Here is a 19,117-nt window from a genome sequence, read left to right on the forward strand (position 1 = left end):
GGACAAACCAGGGAGGCCACAATGTCCGACGACACGCTGATCGACGCCGCGATCGCCGTCCGCACCAACGCCTACGCCCCCTATTCCCGCTTCCTGGTCGGCGCCGCCCTGCATGATGCCGACGGTCGCCTGTTCGTCGGCTGCAATACCGAAAACGCCGCCTACCCCGAGGGCATCTGCGCCGAAGGCGGAGCGATCTCGGCCATGGCGGCCGCCGGCGGCCGCCGCATCACGGATATCGTCATCTGCGGCGGCGGCGACCGCGCCTGCGCACCCTGTGGCGGCTGCCGCCAGAAAATCCGCGAATTCGGCGCGCCAGACCTGAGAATCCGCATGGTCAACCCATCCGGCGACGTACTGCTGGTCCGCACCCTGGCCGAACTACTGCCCGACGCCTTCGGCCCCGAAGACCTGGCGACAGCCTGAGGCTTTACAACCAGCCGACCGCCCGGCAAGCCGCAACACGCGCCTTGCTGACGGGAATACGGAGCCCCGAGGGCAATTCCAGTTGCCAGGACTGCCCCCGACGCGCGGCCCGGGGCGCCGCATGCATCGCCACCCAGTACGAACGATGCACCTGTAGCCCCGCCTCGGCGCCCAGACTGTCGATCGCATCGCGCAGACGCAGCAGCGCCAGCGCCTGCCCCCTGTCGGTATGAATCCGCAGATAATGATCCTCCGCCGCGAGCGCGAGCAGCCTCGCCCCCGCCATATCCGGGGCATGACGTCCAAGGAAAGCGCAGCACGACACGCCACCCGCGTCAGACACCCGCGCCGGCGCAAGCTCGGCGGAAACACCATCCCGTGCCGCAGACCGCTGCCCCCATATCCCATAGCGAATAGCGGCCAGAATGAATCCAAGCCCCATCGCATCGGCATAGAACAGGGCAAAGTCGCCGAAGGTGCCGACGGTCCCGTTGATAACAAGCATGCACAGCGGCACGGCGGGGACGGACGCAAGCCCCAGCGTCAGCAGATAGCCGCGAAAGACTGTCCGGCCACCCGCGCGCCCACTACCAAACCGCCGCGTCACGCCATCGCGCACCAGCCACACCGCCGCTTCCCATATCGTGATACAGACCAGCCATTCGACCGCCCGTCGCGGCAGCGGCAGATGCGCGCTGCCCCATGGGGCCAGGAACGTCATGGCGATGGCGGTCGCAAAGGCAAAGCCGACCCGCCGCTTCAGCTCGCACGGCACCGCCGCCAGCGCATCGTCCAAGGCGCCCCCCATTCACGCTTCGCGAACGGCATATAAGCATCCATCCGCGAAAACGGCGAGACACTGGCGAAACCGGCCCTGCCCGCACCGTCCGATCTCCGCAACATGACGTGGTCGAACCACCAACCATGAACGGAGCACCCCGTGTCTGCCCCGATGATCCTCTCGCATGTGCCGCTCTGGGTCTGGCTGCTGCTGGCCTATCTGGTCTGGCAGGGCTCCCGCGCCCTGTCCGACCATACCGTTCCGCTGCGCCGGGTGGCGCTGGTGCCGATCGTGTTCATCCTCTGGGGCCTCTCGGGCCTGATCTCACGATCCGAAGGAAGCATGGCCCCCTCCCTGACCTGGATGGTGGCCGCGGCAAGCATGATACCGGCCGGCTACCGGATCGGGCCACGACACATGACGATCGACCGCGCCCGCGCACTCGTGCACCGCACAGCCACCCCCTGGCCGCTGGTGCGGAATGTCAGCCTGTTCGCCGCGCAATTCGCCATCGGCATGGCAATAGCGATGAGACCGGAAGAACGGTTCGCACTGGGCCTGCTGCGCGCCGCACTGTCCGGGGCACTGGCAGGCTATTTCCTGGGCTGGGCGCTGGCCTTCCGCCGCCAGTACGCAGCCGCAGGCCGCATGACGGCATAAACGCCCCACGAGAGCCCGGCACGATCACGAACGACGATCGCCCCGGCTCTCACCCGCGATATCGGCCGAGGCCGCGAGCCCCCAGCCGACCATCAGAAAGATCCAGCCCGCCGTGCGCGCCGTAAACAGCGCGCTGCTGGACGCCAGCGGCCACAGCATCACACAAGCCGTCACGCACAGCATCGCCTGCTGCGGCGCCTGCACCGGCGACAGCGCCCGGATCATCCGCCATAGCCAGCACGCCACCATGGCCAGGAAACAGGCCAGCCCCACTAGCCCCGCCGTGGTCGCCACATCCAGATAGATATTGTGCGGGTGAATGTTGCACCCCACCGCAACGCCACGGCTCGCGAATGTCCGGCCGAACAGCACGAGATCGCGAACATAGGCCGGGTCGGCACAGGCATTCCTGAACCCATCCACCCCCACCCCCAGCCAGGGATGGTCCTCCAGCATGACTCCGGCACGGATATAGATCTGCCCATAGGCGCTGTCGGAAAAATGCTGCATCTGGTCCATGAAACGAACCACCAGCTTCGCATAGGCCGGCGGCGACAGCACGGGCAGGAGGGCCAGCCCCATCGCGCCCACCAACCCGGCGGCCAGCACCGGCCAGCGCAACCGGCGGATCAGCACGGCCATGACGACCAGCCCCAGGCCGAACAGCAGCGCGGGCATACGCTGCCCGATCAGAATCATCGTCAATGTCAGGAACATGATCAGCCCGACACCGGCCAGCCGCGTCCGCCACGCCGGCGCCTCCAGCCATCGCACGGCAAAAACCATCAGGCCCGGAAAAACGACCATCAACAGCGCCGCCCCCGCGCGCGGCTTGTAGAACGGCCCGGTCAGCGCGCCATCCACCCAGCGCGGATACCCCCACAGATTGGTCCCCAGCAGATATTGCTGCCAGCATTCCACGACCAGCCACAGGGCGGCCAACGTCACCGCCCCCCCCAGCCAGCGCCGCGCCGCGCCATCGCGCAGCACCCAGCGTTCCAGCGCCACGCAGAACAGCAGAAACCGCCCCAGCACGAACGCCTCGGCCACCGCATGGCCGGTGCCATGCATCACCGACGACAGGATCGCGCACCCCCAGAACGCCAGGGCGAACACCGGCCACCCCCGCCACCAGCCGCGATCACGCACGCGCACGCAATGCAGCAGAAACAGCACGGCGATGCCGGTCATGAATCCGTCGCTGATCGCCCGCCCCCGCAACAGGAAGAACGGCAACATCAGGGTCATCGCCACGGCGATTCCGCGCATCACGCCATCGGGCACGCCCAGGCGCCCGCCTACCTTGTCAACCATCATCCCCACATAACGCCGCTTGCCTGTTCGTAGTCCCCCATACAGGCGCGCACGCATCCCTGGCGACCAGACCGTCCGGCACGAATTGTTTCAACACCTGACGGGCAACGCGCATGCGCAACACTCCGCCCCGATGTCAGAGCATCACGCGCGTCCATTCATCATCCGCACTTCCGAAAACCATTCGTCAGACAACAGGCGTCTCACGACGGATCAGGCAGGGTTGAATTCCGGAAACAGCGCCAACGCCTCCAGCAGCGTGCCGCTGACCGGCTGTCGGCCCATAAAGCCGACATAGTCTTCGCCTGCCTCCCCAAGCTTTGGGATCACGCAGCACGGCCGTGCCCGACAGAGTTTTTCACCCATTCGTGAAAAACAGCAGAACGGCATGCCAAACAGGCACACCATGCGTCGACCGGCATTCATTTTCAGGAAAAGGAAATTGGCGGAGGGGATGTCCGCCGCAAAAACAAATCAACATATTGATTTATTTATATTTATTCCGTGGACTCCGAAAATTATCCCACACAAAAACCCACATAATATCGTCGATTGCGTCATTCGGGGAGGCTCAGAAGGCACAGGACCATCCGCCTCTTACCGCATATTCATCGCCGAGCAACGCGGATTCTGACGGACGATTCGTGCTCATGAAAAGAGCACCCGCTCCAATGCCTCGGTCAGCTCAGCCCGCTTGGCATCGGGCAGCTTGGCAAGATTGCGCTGTTTCCACATGACGGCAGGCAGATGCTGGGCCTCCGGTATCCCGAGTAGCTCCCAATCCGGCTCGCCTCGTTTGAAGCTCACGAGGAAGCGCCGGTGTTCCTCCGGCATGGCGGCGACCATCTCGGCGATAATCGCTTCTCGCGCGGCTTCCAGTTCCGTGAGAGTGACGGGCTCTTCCGTCATTCCGACAAAGCCCCGTTCGAACTCCTCGCGCAGCGGTTTGCGGGTCGGGGCAAGAACTTCGGCCATCGGCCGGTTATGACTGATGAGATAAACCAGAAAGGCCCGACGCAACGCATCGTCGACTCCCTCGTTCGCCAGCAGGCCGCGCACGTCGAAAAGGTCGCGGGGATGCTGGCGGTCGAATGCAGCTACGATCTTGCCCGCATAAAGGTCGGCGAAAGATACGACTTGCATCTCGGCAAAGCCGAAGGTGTCTTCGACAGCGGGCACCACGCTTGTCACGGCCGGATCATAGACGGTGCCTCGTAGCACCGGCGTTACCTCTATCTTGATCTGTACACCGCCGACCCGAACGACCAGCTTGGTCACGACGTTCTCATCGGCCGAACGTGAGGTATTGACCTTCACACCGGGTATGCCCTGTTCGATCCGCTCCTTGATCCTGAGCATCGCGGCGTCAATCGCAGACAGCGATACGGGCCGCCCCTCAACTGGCAGATAAGTCAGGTCGATGTCCACGGAAAGGCGTGGCATGTCGCGCACGAACAGGTTGATCGCAGTGCCACCCTTAAGCGCGAAAATCCGTTCCTCCGCGACGAAAGGAACAACCCGCATCAAAAGAGTCACCTGCTGCTGATATGTGTCCAAGAAAGCCATGAGCTTCACGAACCTCCCAGGTCGGTTGGCACGGTGATGTTATAATGCGGATCGAGTTTTCCGCCTTTGGCAAGGACGCGCTTACCCGCACCCAGATCGATGCGAGATATATCGAGCCGGGGTCGCCATGCATGGCGGTGGCGGTCCGCGAAGAAGAGGAAGAGCCGCTTCACCTTCACGCTGGTGCAAGCCTCAAGCAGCGCTTGCAGTCGGCGCGGGCTTAAATCGCTCATTCCTTCCATCAATGCATCAGCTTGGTGGAAGGTCTCACGCTCAGGCAGTTCATCGAGTAATTCGAGAACGGCGCGCTCTTTGCTGGAATAGCGAATGGGCAGGGCCAGACCACCGACATTGACCATAGTGGGACTTGATATGGGCGATGCATCGGTGTGGCTTGGAAACAGTCGCAGGCTGTTGTGCCAATGGAAGGCCACATCGAGCGGCAGGCTTGGCAGCCAGGTCGGTGGGGGCTTCGGTCCGTAAAGGTGAACCTCACGCATCGACGTTGACAGATAATGAGCATACCCCTGCTGTTCGAGTGCGGTGCGCCCACCGACGGTCAACGGAAGGTCCAGTATGGTCTGGAGGGAAACGACGACCTGCTGCCACGTGAGCGGTGTTCGTGAGCGGCGATAGACGCGCCGGGCCGGGCTTTCGAGCCAGCCGGAGCGCACATACTGGCTCCTCAACGCCGATGAATAGCCGTGGGCCTCCATCCAAGCGGCATCAACAAGGAGTCCCTCGGGGAGCTCCTGCTGGAGTCGGTTTAACTTACCACCAAAACGCATATCCATACTTAAGATTATGACATACCGTCAAACCCATGTCGAGTTTATAAATTACACAATATACAAAGTCCTGCTTAGTATTTTTGCAAATATAAAAACAAGATACCTACCCGACGTGGACTTGCCGGAGTGCACGATTAAAGAAATGGCGAGTTGCCTTGTCGCGGGCATCGGCATCGGAAAGGACGATATTTCGCATTTCGTTGTCGCGCTGGAACATACGGATCGCGCCCTGAAAGAAGGCTTGGGCGAAAGCCGTATAGACCACATCGGGCGGGTTGTTGCGGAGCATCTCTGATAGATCGGTGCCGAGAATTTCAGCGTTCACGGCCTCGAAGCGTATCATGTCCGCCTCGGTGAACTGCGTGCCGTGTCGTTCGTTAAATGCCTTGACGATCTCGGAAAGCTCTTTTTGCTCGTCCTCGGTGTAGGATTTCGCGCCGAACTCGCTAATGGGCTTGAGAGGCGTGCGATCACCCGCCGAAAGCGAAGCATCACCTTGCTCCTTTTGCTCCACCTTGAACTTTTGAAGGCGGAGCATGTCGTCGGTAATCTCGATTTCCGGTGGAATTTCGCGATCAGGAAGAAGGCGCGAAAGCCAAGCGGCAAAAGCAGAGAGCTTCTCTAGGCTCGTATCCTCCAGATTCATAACTTGGGAGATGAAATTGTAGAAGCGCATGTAGCTTCGCAAAAGCTGGCGGAACTCTTCCTGCCGTCCTTCGTCGTCATCGCACTCGAAACGGGTGACTGCCTGACGGACAAGCCCTTCAAGTCGAGCACGGTCGCCACCATTCAATCGCCCCTTGAAATAGGTCTGCGCGAAGCGCTCGATCTCCTCCTTGTCGAGATAGCCGAATTTAAAAAGACGGCCTTCAAGGTCATAGACAAGGTTGGGGTCGGAATTAGCCTCCAGCGCCGTCGCCTCGTAGTAGGGACGGAAGGCGTTCTGAATATCTTCGATAGTGTTTTGGAAATCGAGAATGAAAGTCTGATCTTTGCCCGGCCTCATCCGGTTCAAGCGCGAAAGAGTCTGAACGGCCTGCAAGCCAGCAAGCTTGCGATCGATATACATGGCGCAAAGCTTAGGCTGGTCGAAACCGGTCTGATATTTTTCGGCGACGATCAGAATTTGGTATTGCTCGGAATAGGCCGTACCGTCGGGCTTGAAGCCGTCGAAGCGACGGGGTAGTTCGGTCTCGGCAAAGCCGTTCAGTTCGGCCTCGGTATATTTCTCGCCATTGAACACAAGCTCACCCGAAAAGGCGACAAGGGCGCGAAGGTCGGCATAACCTTGCTGCGTGATGTAATCGCGCACGCCAAAATAATATCGCAGCGCGTGATCGCGGCTACTGGTCACGATCATTGCTTTCGCCTGTCCGTCTAGCAGCTTGGCGACGTGGCGGCGGAAGTGCTCGACGACAATTTCGACCTTTTGGCCGATGGCGGTCGGATGAAGGTTGGCATAACGGGCAACCTTGCGTTGGCCCCGTCGGCCGCTCAATTTCGGGTCGTCTTCGACCGCCTTTTCAAGCTCATAATAGGCTTTATAGGTCATGTAGTTCTGGAGCACGTCCAGAATGAAACCTTCCTCAATGGCCTGACGCATAGAATAGAGATGGAAGGGATGCGGTAAGCCGTCTGGCCCTTTGGTGCCGAAACGCTCCAGCGTCACATTGCGCGGTGTCGCCGTGAAGGCAAAAAAGCTGATGTTCGCTTGTGGGCCGCGCGCCTTTTGATAGGCGGCGATCATGTCCTCGATGTCGTCGCTGGAAACGGCCTCGCGGGTCAGCGCATCGGTCATCGCTTGGGCTGTCTTACCCGACTGGCTACTGTGGGCCTCGTCCACGATAACGGCAAATGTGCGGCCTGATTGTCCGGAAATCTCCCGCAAATGCTCCGTCGAAAATTTCTGGATAGTCGTGACGATGATGCGCACACCACTTGCAATGGCAGCCTTCAACTGACGCGACGTGCCGTCGATCTTGCGCACAATGCCCTGCACCTGTTCGAACTGCGAAACAGTGCTTTGCAGCTGACGGTCAAGCACGATGCGATCGGTCACGATGATGGCCGTATTGAACAAGGCCTTGTCCTGTACATCGTGCAAGTTAATCGCGTGATGAGCAAGCCAGCCGATGGTGTTAGATTTTCCCGATCCGGCGGAATGCTGAACGAGGTAGTTCTGGCCCGTGCCAAACGCCTGAGAATGACTCATTAACTTGCGGACCGCATCAAGCTGATGGAAGCGGGGGAAGAGCACGACTTCCTCCTTGCCGCTAGCATCGAGATGCATGAAGCGCCCGATGATATCGAGCAACACGGGCCGGGAGAAAATCGCTTCACCCCAAATGCCGGAGCTATAAAGATAGGAAACGCGAAACTCGCCTTCCACATCTGGGTTGCCCGCTCCGCCGTCACGCCCCCGGTTGAAGGGTAGGAAACGGGTACGGCCGTTTTGCAGCCGCGTGGTCATGGATACGTTGTCTTCGTCCACCGCGAAATGAACCAATGCGCCGCGTTTGAAGGCCAGCAAAGGCTCCCCTGCGGGGGAGCGGTCTTTGCGATATTGCTTTTCGGCGTGGCGGAAATTGGAGCCGGTAAGAAGGTTCTTCGCCTCCAGCGTGGTGACGGGAAGGCCATTGAGGAAAAGTACAATATCCAGCCGATTGCCGTTGCGCTCGCTATATTCGACCTCCTTCATGACGGAGAGAATGTTGGCCTCGTATTCGGCAACGCGCTTCGGCTCCAAGGCGCTCGCGGGCTGGAAATAGCACAGCGCAAACTTGATGCCTGGGACGATCTTAATGCCCTGCCGCAGCACGTCCAGCAGACTGCGGTCCTTGAGTGCCTTTTCGAGCTGCTTGAAAAACCTCTCCTCGGCGGAAGTCGAATAGTGCCCCTCCAGCTTAGCCCATTCCGTAGGTTGAGTGCTGCGGACAAAGCGCAGCACAAGTTCTTTATCCATCGCAAGGCCGCGATCGTAGTCGGCCTTGGAATCGCGAAATTCATAACCCTCCCCCGCAACAAGTTGCGCGATCAGATGGTCTTGAAGCACCTGTTCCTTGTGGGCGTTGTGGGCGGCGTGTGCGGTCATACGGCGGTCTCTTTGCACGGGGCGGTGGCGGCTCGTGCTTCCTGATAATCTCGGCTCTCGACAAGGAAATCACAAAGGACGAAGGCAGCATTGACGGCAAGCTTGGCGTGGTGCCGTGTAGGATTGAAACGACAAGCATGGCGGTCGCTGCCCTTATTGGCCATTTCGTAAAGGCCGCCGATCAACGTCTGGAAGCTGCCCACAATGGGTTTTAGCGGCTCCTGAATCTTGGCAGGATCAAGATTAAAGGATGGCTGCAATACTTTGTAGAGCGCCCTGATGTCTCCCTCAGTTTCCTTGAAAGCCGTGGCTGTTTCGGCGAGCAAGAGCTTTAACAAGTGCTCAACCAAAGTGTAGGCGTTAGTGATCGCGCCGGAGTAGTCGCCAGTCTCGATCTTCTGGTTGGCTTTGCGCACCTGCTCCGTGACGCCCTCGTGACTGATCGCAATTAGGCTTGTCGGTACCACAATAGCCTGCCCAAGCGGACGAACCTTGAAACGTGGATTAATCCTGACTTCCTTATCTCCATCCATCCAGCCATAGTCGTCGATCATGACAAGCCGGAAGCCATCGCGGGACAGGATTTGGTTGAACTGACAGGCGGCATCCTCGGCGTTGAAGCCATCCTCGCCGATAAAATCAAAGGTGGCGGACACGATACCTTTCATCGTGTCGGTGCCGTTAAACTTGTCCAGTTTGTCACGCGCAAATTGAGCGCGGGCGGGAAAGCCCTGCCCGTAGAGGTCGCCTTCGCCGAAATCGTTGAAGAAGCCGACAAGCTGCGGGCCAGACCGATACGGGCTTTTCTGGGAGTCGCCGGTGATGATCCCGGCCAGATGTTCGAGGGATTGGGCGGTCAATCTCATGCCCGCATGGCCTCCTCGATCCGCTCAAGGCGGCGGTCTGTCTGACCTTGCCTGTCCCAAGTCGCCACGTCGATCTGGCCGGTCACGGCGGCGGTGATGAGAGCGGCGCGGAACTCCCCAAGTCGAGCAATCGACTGTTCTGTTTTTCCTTTCAATCGTCGCTCGAAATCGACCGCTTGTTCAACGGTCTTCTGCAACATTGATCCAGGGACAGGGATTTTCTCTTTTCCGAGGCGGCGCACGTTGAGGGGCCTGTTACGACCAGCCGAACCTCTCGATGCCTCGTTGAGAAGGAAATCACCGTAGCTGCTCCTCAAGAGACCAAGCAAATAAGCGGTGTTAACCCCGGACTTGCCCCGGTAAACAGGGTAACGGTGCGAAACGACGCAGCCTTCTTCCTCGGTGGTGGCGAGAGCGACTGCACCCTCCCATGCGAACTGACCGCTAAGGATGAGGTCGCCATCTTTGACGAAGAAGAAATCAGAATCGCCCATGCCCTCCTCGTCTGCGGCAGGCTTTTTAAAAATGCCACGCCCCCGGTTGTAGAGGCCGAGGCGAACCAATTCATCATGCTCGGATAGCACGGCAGGCCTATGCACTCTGCGGGCTATATGCTCGAAACGAATGCGCGGAGTGTTGGGATCGGAAATGGCTTGGTCTACCAATGCCTTAATCCGATCGGCTACACCCTGCTGAAACCGCTTCTTCTTCTCGATTAATTGGTCGATGCGCGTGGTTTCGCGATCGAGGAAATCAGCGATGGATTTTTGTGTCTGATACTCCGGATAGTTTACAAGGAGATTACCTGCATCTTTCCACCGAAAGTCAGTGCTGCGCTCCCGAATTCCTTTAGCAAGACTTTCGATAAATCCTGTGACTGCTAAATTTCTTAGATAATAAGCCCAGAATTCGGGGAAGACCGCTTGCTTTAATCGCGGAACAACTATCGTATATACGGGCGAGCACTTGCCTCGGGAATCAGAAACGCCTATCGCGCCCGCAAAGCCGTCCATTGCATGAATCACTAGATCACCCGGCTCTATACCTTGATAACCGATCTCCTTGTTAGAAAAAGTGAAACCGTCTTCACGCCGGTTAGATCGGAGAGTCACAACACCGTCTCGGAAAGCCGTTACCACGCCATCGTCTTCCCTCAGCGCACGGTTCCGGCGTTGAAACAAAAATTTGAGACGGGAAGTCACCCAGTCTGGACGGTGTAAAGGAGTCATCAATCCGGCTTGTGGCATCATGCTGCTATCTCTCGCAGTAGCTCGGCGATCTCCGTCTCTAGCGCCTTTAGCTCCACATCGATCTTCTCCAGCGGTCGTGGCGGGGCATAGCGGTAGAAATAGCGGTTAAAGTTGATTTCGTAGCCGATACGCCCGATTTCGTGGTCACGAGCATCACGGTAGGATTCATCCACCCAAGTATCGGGAGCAAAGGGTGTCACTTCTCGCGCGACATACTCACGCCAGTCCTCTTTCAGTGGCACAAACTCATAGTCGCGTAAGTCGGTATCCGGCTCGGGGTTACCGTCCTTATCAGTGCAGATGTCGGCCTCCTCGTCGCGCTCAGAGAGCGCGGCAAGGACCGCTTTCTTCACTGGCGCGGCCGTCTTTATCCTCTCGGCCTTGAGCGCCTTGGTCAATGCTTTCTCGAAAGCCTTGCGATTGGTAAAAAGTTTGTCGCCCATCCCCAACAAGACGACCTCAATCTCTTCCTGTTCATCGTCAGGCAGGCGAGTAAACGCCTTTTCCTTGGCGAGGCGAGCGATTCGCTCGTGGCTGGCCTGAAAGTTCAGACGTAGCGGACGTTCAATACGGATTTCGCGGTAACCAAAATCGTCAACGTCGAAGATTTTGGCGACATCGCCTTCGCCATTCCCGCCGTTCAAGAAGCCCTCGTAAATACGCACGATGTCGGCGCGGGCCTCTTCGGGTATCTCCCGCCGCTTCGAGCCAAGCGATTTGCGCATAGATTTCCAAAACCGTTCGCCCGATGCGTCGATCAACTGAACCTTACCTTGACGATTGGCAGGTTTGCGGTTGGTCAGCAGCCATATGTATGTCTGGATACCGGTATTATAGAACAGGTCGGTAGGAAGCGCGACGATGGCTTCGACCCAATCGTTCTCGAACATCCAGCGGCGGATCTCGCTTTCGCCGGAGCCAGCACCGCCGGTGAAGAGTGGGGAGCCGTTCATGACGATGCCTATGCGGGAGCCGTCCTCATCATCACGCATTTTGGAAATCATATGCTGGAGGAAGAGAAGCTGACCATCCGATATCCGCGGGGTTCCCGCCCCGAAACGGCCTGAAAAGCCTAGCGTGTCAGCTTCCTCCTTGATCGGGTCTTGATACTTTTTCCAGTCCACACCGTAGGGCGGGTTTGACAACATATAATGGAAGCGCTTGTCCTTGTGGGCATCCTGCGTGAGGGTGTTGCCGAAGGCGATCTGCTCAGGATCGTGGCCCGTCACCAGCATATCGGATTTGCAAATACCGAAGGACTCGGCGTTGATCTCCTGTCCGAACAGTTCGACACGGATGGAGGGGTTGAAGTCCTGCAACGCCTCCTCAGTTAGTGCCAGCATCCCGCCCGTTCCACAGGCGGGGTCATAGACCTGCCGAATGATGCCACGCTTAGTGAGCTTGGTGTCGTCATTGGCGATTAGCAAATCTACGATCAGGCGAATGACCTCGCGGGGCGTGAAGTGCTCGCCTGCTGTCTCGTTGGAGATTTCCGAGAACCGGCGAATAAGCTCCTCGAAGAGATAGCCCATCTCGATGTTGGTCACGCGGTTGGGATGAAGGTCGATCTCGGTCATGCGTTGGAACACGTTCCAGAGGATGCCTCCGTCCTTGAGCCGCTTGATCTGGTCGGTGAACAGGAACTTGTCGAGAAAGATATCACGGACATTACTAGAGAAATTGGTGATGTAGTCGACAAGGTTCTGGTGAAGCTGCCCCGGGTCTTGACCTTTGAGAGTGGCGAAGGTGAAGCGCGACAGATTGTAAACCTTCACGTTGCCGCCGACTGCGCCGAACAAAATCATGTCGCGGGTGGCCTCGTCCACACCATCGGGCAGGGCCTTGGCGGCGTTGAGCACTTGGGCTTTAGATGTCTCAAGAATGCAATCAAGTCGGCGCAACACGACGAAGGGAAGAATGACTTTCCCATATTCCGACTGCTTGAAGTCGCCGCGCAGAATCTCAGCGACTGACCATGCGAACCCGCTAAGATTGCGGATTTCTTCCCTTTGCATTCTTTAATATCCTACAGTTCTTAAACTTACAGTGCGCGATACCTAGCCGCGTCGGCCCCCTGATCGAAAGACGTTCAAACCAAGGCGGGCTAATTCTGTCACGTTCCCCAATTTCTACGGCATTTATCTGCCTACCTTGATCCCCTTATTAAACAAAGAGATATCGGCGACCTGCGTTAAACAGAGCAGCCCTCTGAGACCTCATCTTCCCACATCGGATAGGCTATACGGATTTGAGTTACAGGGCCATGGCTTTGGCGGCCGCCCTGCCACGCCTGTCCCCTATTTGGGCGCTTGCCGCCTTTCCGATACCCACGGCCGATTCAAGGGCGACCTGCTTCACGCCCGACCGCTCCTGAATCGCCGCCACGAGTTTGGCGCGGTCATTGGTATAAACGGCAACGCTCTCCCTGGCGCGAGACAGGGCTACATAGAAGCTCTTCTGATCCACAAGCTGGCTAGCCGTGCTGTCGGCATGGACCAGAACACGATCGGCGGTGCGTCCCTGCGCCGCAAAAGCCGTGGCAACCCAGGCATGGGCGATGTGACGGTCGCGCGGATCGTCCGGCGTCAGATGCTCGATCCGGCGATTGGCCATGCGGAGCGTGACCGTTCGCGCTGCGGGATCGACACCGATCACTTCCCCTTGCTGGCCGTTGAGCCGCCCCGCTGCCCGATCGTTACGGGTGAACTGCACGCGATCACCGGCACGGAGTTCGATCGGCTCGGCGGTGAACACCTGGGATTGCGTGGCCCCCCATTGCCGCAGGCGCCAGTCTATGCGTCGTCCGTCGCGCGCCGTAAGGCTTACGGCCGCCTTTTTCGTGTCGATGCCGGCCACGGTATAGGCATCCCGCCGGGAGACGCCCTTATCGGCATAATCCTTCGTGAAACGGACGACATCACCGACCGCGTAACTACTCGCCTCCTTCGCCTCGGTGCGGGTCATGTCTTTGGTTACGAGACGCGACAGCTCGATCGCCGGCCCGTGCAGCGCACCCGCCCCGGCCAGCTTCTCGCGGATTTTTCCGGTCAGGATGTCACGCCCGTCCCGCGACGGCTCGATGACCAGGGCGCGCTTGCGGGCTTTTCCGTCCATCGCCGCGAAATCCCGCGCCATCTGCTCGAACCGTGCTTCCCGCCCCTCATGCTCGACGACATGCCCGCCACCCGAATCAAGGGCCGCCAGGGCTTTCTTCGCATCGCCGGCAAGGCTGGCATCCACCGCCGCACGGGCCTGCTCGTTGGTCTGGCGCAGAATCCGGGTGAGATGGGCAGTCTGCATGCCCGCCTGCTGAAGCTGCCCGAAGGCCGCGCCAGCCTCGATCGAACCGAGTTGTGCCGTGTCGCCGACCAGAAGCACGCGCGCCCTATGGGTTTCCGCCAGCGCCAGCAGCTTCGCGGTGTCGCGTGCCGACACCAGCGACGCCTCGTCCACGATCCAGAGCTGATCGGCGGCGGTCGGTTTGCCGGGTGCCAGAAGATGACGTGCGAGCGTGTCGGCGCGACTGCCGAGCGCATCGCCAAGCACCTGGGCCGCCGAGGCGGTCGGGGCCAGCGCCATGACGCGAAGCCCCTGCGCCTGGGCTTCTTCCGCGACGGTTGCCAACACGGTGGAGGTCTTGGCGGTGCCGGCCGCGCCCTGCAAGGCGACGATACGGTTGCGGCTGGTAAGAATTTGCGTGGTCGCCGCGCGCTGCGCCTCGTTCCATGCGTGGCCCTGTGATTCCGCGCGCCGTTCCGCCTGGGTCACGGCGCGCGCGGCGACCACAGGTGGCAGGATCGGTGCGACCTGCTCCCGTCCACTCTCTTCAAGGCGCAGCAAGGCAGTCTCGTCTGCGATATTGGCGGCCGTGGTCATCCCCTCGAAGGCCGCGCCCCGGCGATCGACGAACGAGCGGGCTTCCAGCGCGCCGGTTTTTTGCGCCCGCACGATCGCGGCACCGATTTCGGCATGGCCGACCTCGCCGAAGGCGAAACGCCCCGCCGCCTCGTGCAGCGCGGTCGTGGCGAAGACCGATTGCCGCTCGCCGAGCATCGACGCGCCCCGCGCGACCGCCCGGTCAGCAGCGCATTCGCGGGCGAAAGGGCTTTCCACGTCCTGGGCTGTGGCTTGGGTCCGAGCGCGCGCCTCGGCCCGTGCGACCGTCTCGCGCCGGGCTTGTTCGTTCCAGCCGGCGGAGTCCGCCACCGCGCGCCACTCCCGGACCAGATCGGCATGGGGCACGGCCTCCTTGGCCTGTCTGGTATCGAGTGCCGCCATCTGCTTCTCGGCGGCGCTCGCCTCTTCCCGGCTGGTCCCGCGCTCGCTGAGATGCGCTTCAATCGCCTGGGATCGCTGGCTGAACGCTTCCAAGGTCGCCGCGTCGAGTCCCGCGATCTCGAAGCCGGAGTCCTTGCCCTTGTCGATCGCATAGCCCAGACGCTGGACCTCGCCCGCCAGTTCCTGGCGGTAGATCGCGCCCAACTGCTTTTGCAACTGATAGAAGGCGCGGGGTTCCAGGCTCCGCCATTGCCCGCCGTCATCCTGGGTCATGTTGAGAATGATGTTATGGCTGTGAAGCTGCGGATCGAGCGCGCGGCTGGTGCCGTGGCGGAAAGTAGCGATGACCAGATTCCCCGTCGTCTCACGCCGGACCTCTCCGTCCTCTCGGATGCGCGTTGCGGCGAAATGGGTTTCGGCCAGTCCCAGCGCGGTCCTGACCGCGCGCTCATGCGCCTCGATCAGGCGGCGGTCGCCCGCCACCTCGGCCAGGATCGACACCGATTTCGGGGCGCTGAAGGTCAAATCCCAGCCCGGTCGGTGCGCGATCTCGCCCTCCCGCGTCGCGCCAAGCTGCTGATCCGCGACCCGGCCTGCCAGAAGCCGGGAGAACTGGTCGTGTTCGACCGCGCCCTGCAACTTCAGCGCCTCCGCTCCTTTGCCCTGCCATTCGGAGGGGGCGAGGCCACCCTCGGCGTAATAATCGTCGGCCTCGTAGTAGCTCGCCGCCTGGGCCGCGTTGGTCAGGGCCGACAGGGTGGCGACCATCAGACCGGACCAGGTTTGGAGGCCGGGTTGCGTCGGGCGGGGCGGTTCGATGCCGGGGCCTCGCCGGTGGGTTTGTCCTCCTTCTTCTCCTTTCCGGCCTTCGGCTCGTCCGGCCGCGTCTGTTTCCACAATGTCTGATCCAGGCCGATCGGCTCGAACGCTGGCGTTCCGGCTGCGCCCCGCGCGATGATATGCGCGTTGGTGAGCGTGATCGGGGCCACCGGCAAGCCGTCGGGCAACAGGAGATAGGCCCAGCCGGGCGGCAGGCGCAAAGCACTTTCCATCACGGCCGGGCGGACCTCGCGTCGTGTGCCGACCGTGATCTGCGGTTTCCGTGTTTTGGGATCTAGATTGGCCGAAAGGGTCTGGATTTCGACCTCGGCCTGACCGATCGTCTTCGACGCCCACTCCCGGCTCTCGACATCGGCGAGCTGAAGGAAGAGCTTGATGTTGCAGCTTCCCAGCACCGTTTCGGCGTCCTTTTCTCCGTACCGGCTGCGCATCTGGTCGATGGCCTGGAAGGTCAGGATCACGGCCGCGCCGAACTTGCGCCCCTGCGGCAGCAGGCGGGTCATGTTGTCCACGCGCGGCAGGTCCGGGAACTCGTCGAGCAGGAACCACATCCGGCGGCGATCGGAGGGCGGCAAGCCAAGCGTCGCCGAGGCCGCGCATTCCAGCCACAGCGCCATCAGGGGTTTGATGGCCTCGAAATGGTCCTCCTTGCGTGGCACGAAAATCCACGGGTGACGGCCCTTGTGGTTGTCGAACCCGGCGAAGAAGCGGGCGAAGGAAAAGCCTTCGCCGCCTTGTGCCGGTTCGGCGCGCAGGAACATGAGCAGGTTGGCCGCCTTGGCGAGCATGAACAGCACGCTGGCCGTGGCGCGCTCGGCGTCCTGGGCGAAGGTTCGCGCCGAGGAGGTATGAGCCAGCCATCGCTCCATATCCGCGCTGGACATATATTGCAGCGTATCGAGCAGCCGCGCCGGTGTGCCGCGTTTTTCCTCCCAGAGTTCACGCAGGATGTTGGCCACGAGGATACGGGCCGTTTCGAGCCAGACATCGCGGTCCCGGTCTCCCGTCTCGCTGATCAGATAGCGGGCGATCCGCGCGGCGTCGGCGGGATGGCGGATTTCGTCGAACGGGTTCCAGTACACGCCCCGCGCATCGAAAGGATTGAGCAGGATGTCGCCCCGGACGGGGTTGTAATACTGGGCGACGAAATCTCCCGACGTGTCATAAACGAGCGCTGCCTCGCCACGGGCTTCGATCACGTCGAGAAGCTGGCGAAGGGCGGTGGTCTTGCCTGCGCCCGTGGTGCCGATCATCGCCAGATGGCGCGTCTCGATCGCGCGCGGCAGGGCGACGCTGCCCAGCCGCAGGGGCGCGGGATCGTCTGTATTCTCCGTGGCCGCCGCCAGCGTGGCTTCAGACACGACCCGGCTGCCGGCGATGGTGCGGTCGGCCAGTTCCTGTGCGCGTTTACGCCGCCGCCGACCTTCGGTCAGGGCAAAGGCACCGATACCCAGCCCCATGCCGAGCAGACCACCCAGGCCAGTGCGTTCGATCAGGCCAAGGACGCGATGTTGCACGTCTTCGCTGCCCAGCAGCTCGTAGGCACCGGTCTCATAGCGTCGGCCATCAAGGATGACGATCATCGGCGCATCCCGATGGCTTATGGCCATAATGGGACGCTGGGCCTCGGCGAGAAGAAACTGCCCGGCTACGGTCAGTTCTTCGGGTGAGGTGGTGGCGGCCGCCATCAGCCCGCCACCGGCCAGCAGGCCGAGGCTGGTCACGAGGAAGCCAGCACGAAAGCGTGCGGCGCTCTGGGCGCGGCGGATGGCGCGCAGGGCGCGGGCATGCGCCTGCTGGTCGAGATCACTGGTCATGGGGTGTCTCCCGCCAGGGCAAGCTGGCGCTGGAAGGCTGCATTGATGTCGTCGGTGAGACGGGTCTCGTCGATGCGGGTGGGGGCTGCGGCGCGGGCGAAGACATAGGCGGCGCAGGACACGTACAGCGCGCGCTCGGTCAGGCGCTCGACATGGACGATCCGCGCGCTGATCTGCCCCAGTTCCTCCGCCAGTTCGGCGGAGATTGGTCCCGTCGTGCCCTCCTGCGTCATGGAGGCGAGGCCGATGCGGACGCAGTCCTGCAACAGGGCATACGGGGTCATCTCGCGCCGGGTAGCAAGCTGCCGGAGTGTCCGATCCAGCACGATCGGCAGGCGGACGGAATGCTGAACGTGCCTCATGGCCACCGCTCCAGCCGCACCCGATCCGCACGCGCGCAAAAGGGCGGAAATCCGCCACATATCGCGCCGCGAAGGCAGGCGCACCCCGATCGCACCCTCGAAAAACGGCAGAAAACCGCCGCAGGCCAGTGCGTGAGGTGTGTTCTTCTTTCTGTGGCCCGATGCGCAGCATCGGGGCCGCTGGTCACATGGAAAAACCCCCATGGATCACGCATGATCCGCGCCCTCCCGGCGATGCTGGGCAGCCCAATGGGCGATCAGGACAAGGGCCTCGCGATCCGCTGTCCGACGGTCCAAATGGGGATCGGCGGGCGGCAGATCGTAAAGCTCATGCTCGGCAGTCCAGGCGCGGATCACAAGCTCGATCGCTTCCCGAAGACGCAGGTCCAGCGCGTTCGCCTCGAAGGGTGTCAGATGGGCTGTCACGCCTGGCGTTTCGATCAGGCCGCCCAGAGGAAAGTAGGTGCGCGCCGCCGCCTGCAACGGGCCGTCTATCCGGCAAGTTGAAGTATCCCCCCGATAGACGACAAGCGGTGGGCGCACGGCATGACACCAGAAGGCGATTGCGCATCGGTAGGTCTCGCCGTCCGGGGTATCAGCGAGCAGTTTTTCGATCAGCGGGAGGGCTTCGAGGGCGATCCGGGGATGGACGCGAAAACGTAGCGTGACCCGGTTGCCAAGGTGAAGCCAGTCCAGCATAGCGCGGACAATGGGCATGGGGTATCCTTTCGTGAATCACGCGAAACACGATGAAACGGGATTGTCGGGGGAAGTCCGGGAGCAGGCGCGGCGTGGACCGCCCCCAAATGGCTGGGGCCGCGCCGTGCCTGCGGTCAGATGTAGGTCTGGATCGGGAGGCCCTGGAGCCAATGTTCGATCTCGCCTGCGCGCCAGCGGACGCGCCCGCCACCGATCACCACGGGCGGCGGGCAGCGCTTCTGGCGCACCAGGCGATAAATGCTTGACCGACTCTTATAACCGGTCAGGCGCATCACATCGTCGATCGTCAGCAGTATGGTGAAGGCGGCATTCTGGTCCATCGGACGGCATCCTGTTTGATGGCGTGCCGTGGACG

General features: G+C 61.0%; 15 protein-coding genes. 2 read left to right on the forward strand and 13 right to left on the reverse strand.

The genetic code is table 11. The annotated features are described in order from the left end of the window. Window positions 1–21: 21 nt before the first annotated feature. Window positions 22–426, forward strand: coding sequence for a cytidine deaminase (locus tag ABF821_RS04030; RefSeq protein ID WP_114727141.1), 405 nt, complete (start codon window positions 22–24; stop codon window positions 424–426). A gap of 4 nt (window positions 427–430) precedes the next feature. On the opposite strand, the gene ABF821_RS04035 is transcribed toward ABF821_RS04030, so the two are convergent. Further along, window positions 431–1,234 carry a LytTR family DNA-binding domain-containing protein gene (locus ABF821_RS04035; RefSeq protein ID WP_415529116.1) on the reverse strand — a complete coding sequence of 268 codons (804 nt, stop codon included), beginning with the start codon at window positions 1,232–1,234 and terminating at the stop codon, window positions 431–433. A gap of 132 nt (window positions 1,235–1,366) precedes the next feature. Between ABF821_RS04035 and ABF821_RS04040 the strand changes: the two genes are divergently transcribed. Next, complete coding sequence (locus tag ABF821_RS04040; RefSeq protein ID WP_415529117.1) at window positions 1,367–1,867, forward strand: DUF6622 family protein; 501 nt, start codon at window positions 1,367–1,369, stop codon at window positions 1,865–1,867. A 24-nt stretch (window positions 1,868–1,891) separates the two neighbouring features. On the opposite strand, the gene ABF821_RS04045 is transcribed toward ABF821_RS04040, so the two are convergent. The 12 genes from ABF821_RS04045 to ABF821_RS04100 form a co-directional block, all read right to left on the reverse strand. Next, window positions 1,892–3,184 carry an O-antigen ligase family protein gene (locus ABF821_RS04045; RefSeq protein ID WP_415529118.1) on the reverse strand — a complete coding sequence of 431 codons (1,293 nt, stop codon included), beginning with the start codon at window positions 3,182–3,184 and terminating at the stop codon, window positions 1,892–1,894. A 645-nt stretch (window positions 3,185–3,829) separates the two neighbouring features. Beyond that, complete coding sequence (locus tag ABF821_RS04050; RefSeq protein ID WP_415529135.1) at window positions 3,830–4,747, reverse strand: nucleotidyl transferase AbiEii/AbiGii toxin family protein; 918 nt, start codon at window positions 4,745–4,747, stop codon at window positions 3,830–3,832. Window positions 4,748–4,752: 5 nt separating this feature from the next. Then, window positions 4,753–5,541, reverse strand: coding sequence for a type IV toxin-antitoxin system AbiEi family antitoxin domain-containing protein (locus ABF821_RS04055; RefSeq protein ID WP_415529119.1), 789 nt, complete (start codon window positions 5,539–5,541; stop codon window positions 4,753–4,755). Between the two features lie 100 nt (window positions 5,542–5,641). Beyond that, complete coding sequence (locus ABF821_RS04060) at window positions 5,642–8,629, reverse strand: type I restriction endonuclease subunit R (RefSeq protein ID WP_415529120.1); 2,988 nt, start codon at window positions 8,627–8,629, stop codon at window positions 5,642–5,644. Then, the gene (locus ABF821_RS04065; RefSeq protein WP_415529121.1) at window positions 8,626–9,495 is read right to left on the reverse strand and encodes an abortive infection family protein; all 870 of its coding nucleotides are present in this window, start codon (window positions 9,493–9,495) and stop codon (window positions 8,626–8,628) included. Before ABF821_RS04065 ends, ABF821_RS04060 begins: the two co-directional genes overlap by 4 nt. After that, complete coding sequence (locus ABF821_RS04070) at window positions 9,492–10,745, reverse strand: restriction endonuclease subunit S (RefSeq protein ID WP_415529122.1); 1,254 nt, start codon at window positions 10,743–10,745, stop codon at window positions 9,492–9,494. The genes ABF821_RS04065 and ABF821_RS04070 overlap by 4 nt, the downstream gene beginning before the upstream one ends. Next, the gene (locus ABF821_RS04075; protein WP_415529123.1) at window positions 10,742–12,760 is read right to left on the reverse strand and encodes a type I restriction-modification system subunit M; all 2,019 of its coding nucleotides are present in this window, start codon (window positions 12,758–12,760) and stop codon (window positions 10,742–10,744) included. Before ABF821_RS04075 ends, ABF821_RS04070 begins: the two co-directional genes overlap by 4 nt. Before the next feature lie 238 nt (window positions 12,761–12,998). Further along, window positions 12,999–15,791 carry a MobF family relaxase gene (gene mobF / locus ABF821_RS04080; RefSeq protein WP_415529124.1) on the reverse strand — a complete coding sequence of 931 codons (2,793 nt, stop codon included), beginning with the start codon at window positions 15,789–15,791 and terminating at the stop codon, window positions 12,999–13,001. Then, window positions 15,791–17,680 (reverse strand): type IV secretion system DNA-binding domain-containing protein, encoded by a 1,890-nt coding sequence (locus ABF821_RS04085; RefSeq protein ID WP_415529125.1) that lies wholly within the window; start codon window positions 17,678–17,680, stop codon window positions 15,791–15,793. Before ABF821_RS04085 ends, mobF begins: the two co-directional genes overlap by 1 nt. Then, window positions 17,677–18,042: a hypothetical protein gene (locus tag ABF821_RS04090; RefSeq protein WP_258367907.1), complete on the reverse strand. Its 366-nt coding sequence runs from the start codon at window positions 18,040–18,042 to the stop codon at window positions 17,677–17,679. The genes ABF821_RS04085 and ABF821_RS04090 overlap by 4 nt, the downstream gene beginning before the upstream one ends. Before the next feature lie 207 nt (window positions 18,043–18,249). Then, the gene (locus tag ABF821_RS04095) at window positions 18,250–18,759 is read right to left on the reverse strand and encodes a hypothetical protein (RefSeq protein ID WP_415529126.1); all 510 of its coding nucleotides are present in this window, start codon (window positions 18,757–18,759) and stop codon (window positions 18,250–18,252) included. A 116-nt stretch (window positions 18,760–18,875) separates the two neighbouring features. Beyond that, window positions 18,876–19,082 carry a helix-turn-helix transcriptional regulator gene (locus ABF821_RS04100; protein WP_010513390.1) on the reverse strand — a complete coding sequence of 69 codons (207 nt, stop codon included), beginning with the start codon at window positions 19,080–19,082 and terminating at the stop codon, window positions 18,876–18,878. Window positions 19,083–19,117 lie beyond the last annotated feature (35 nt).

Source organism: Gluconacetobacter sp. (assembly GCF_047721585.1).
Classification (GTDB): domain Bacteria; phylum Pseudomonadota; class Alphaproteobacteria; order Acetobacterales; family Acetobacteraceae; genus Gluconacetobacter; species Gluconacetobacter dulcium.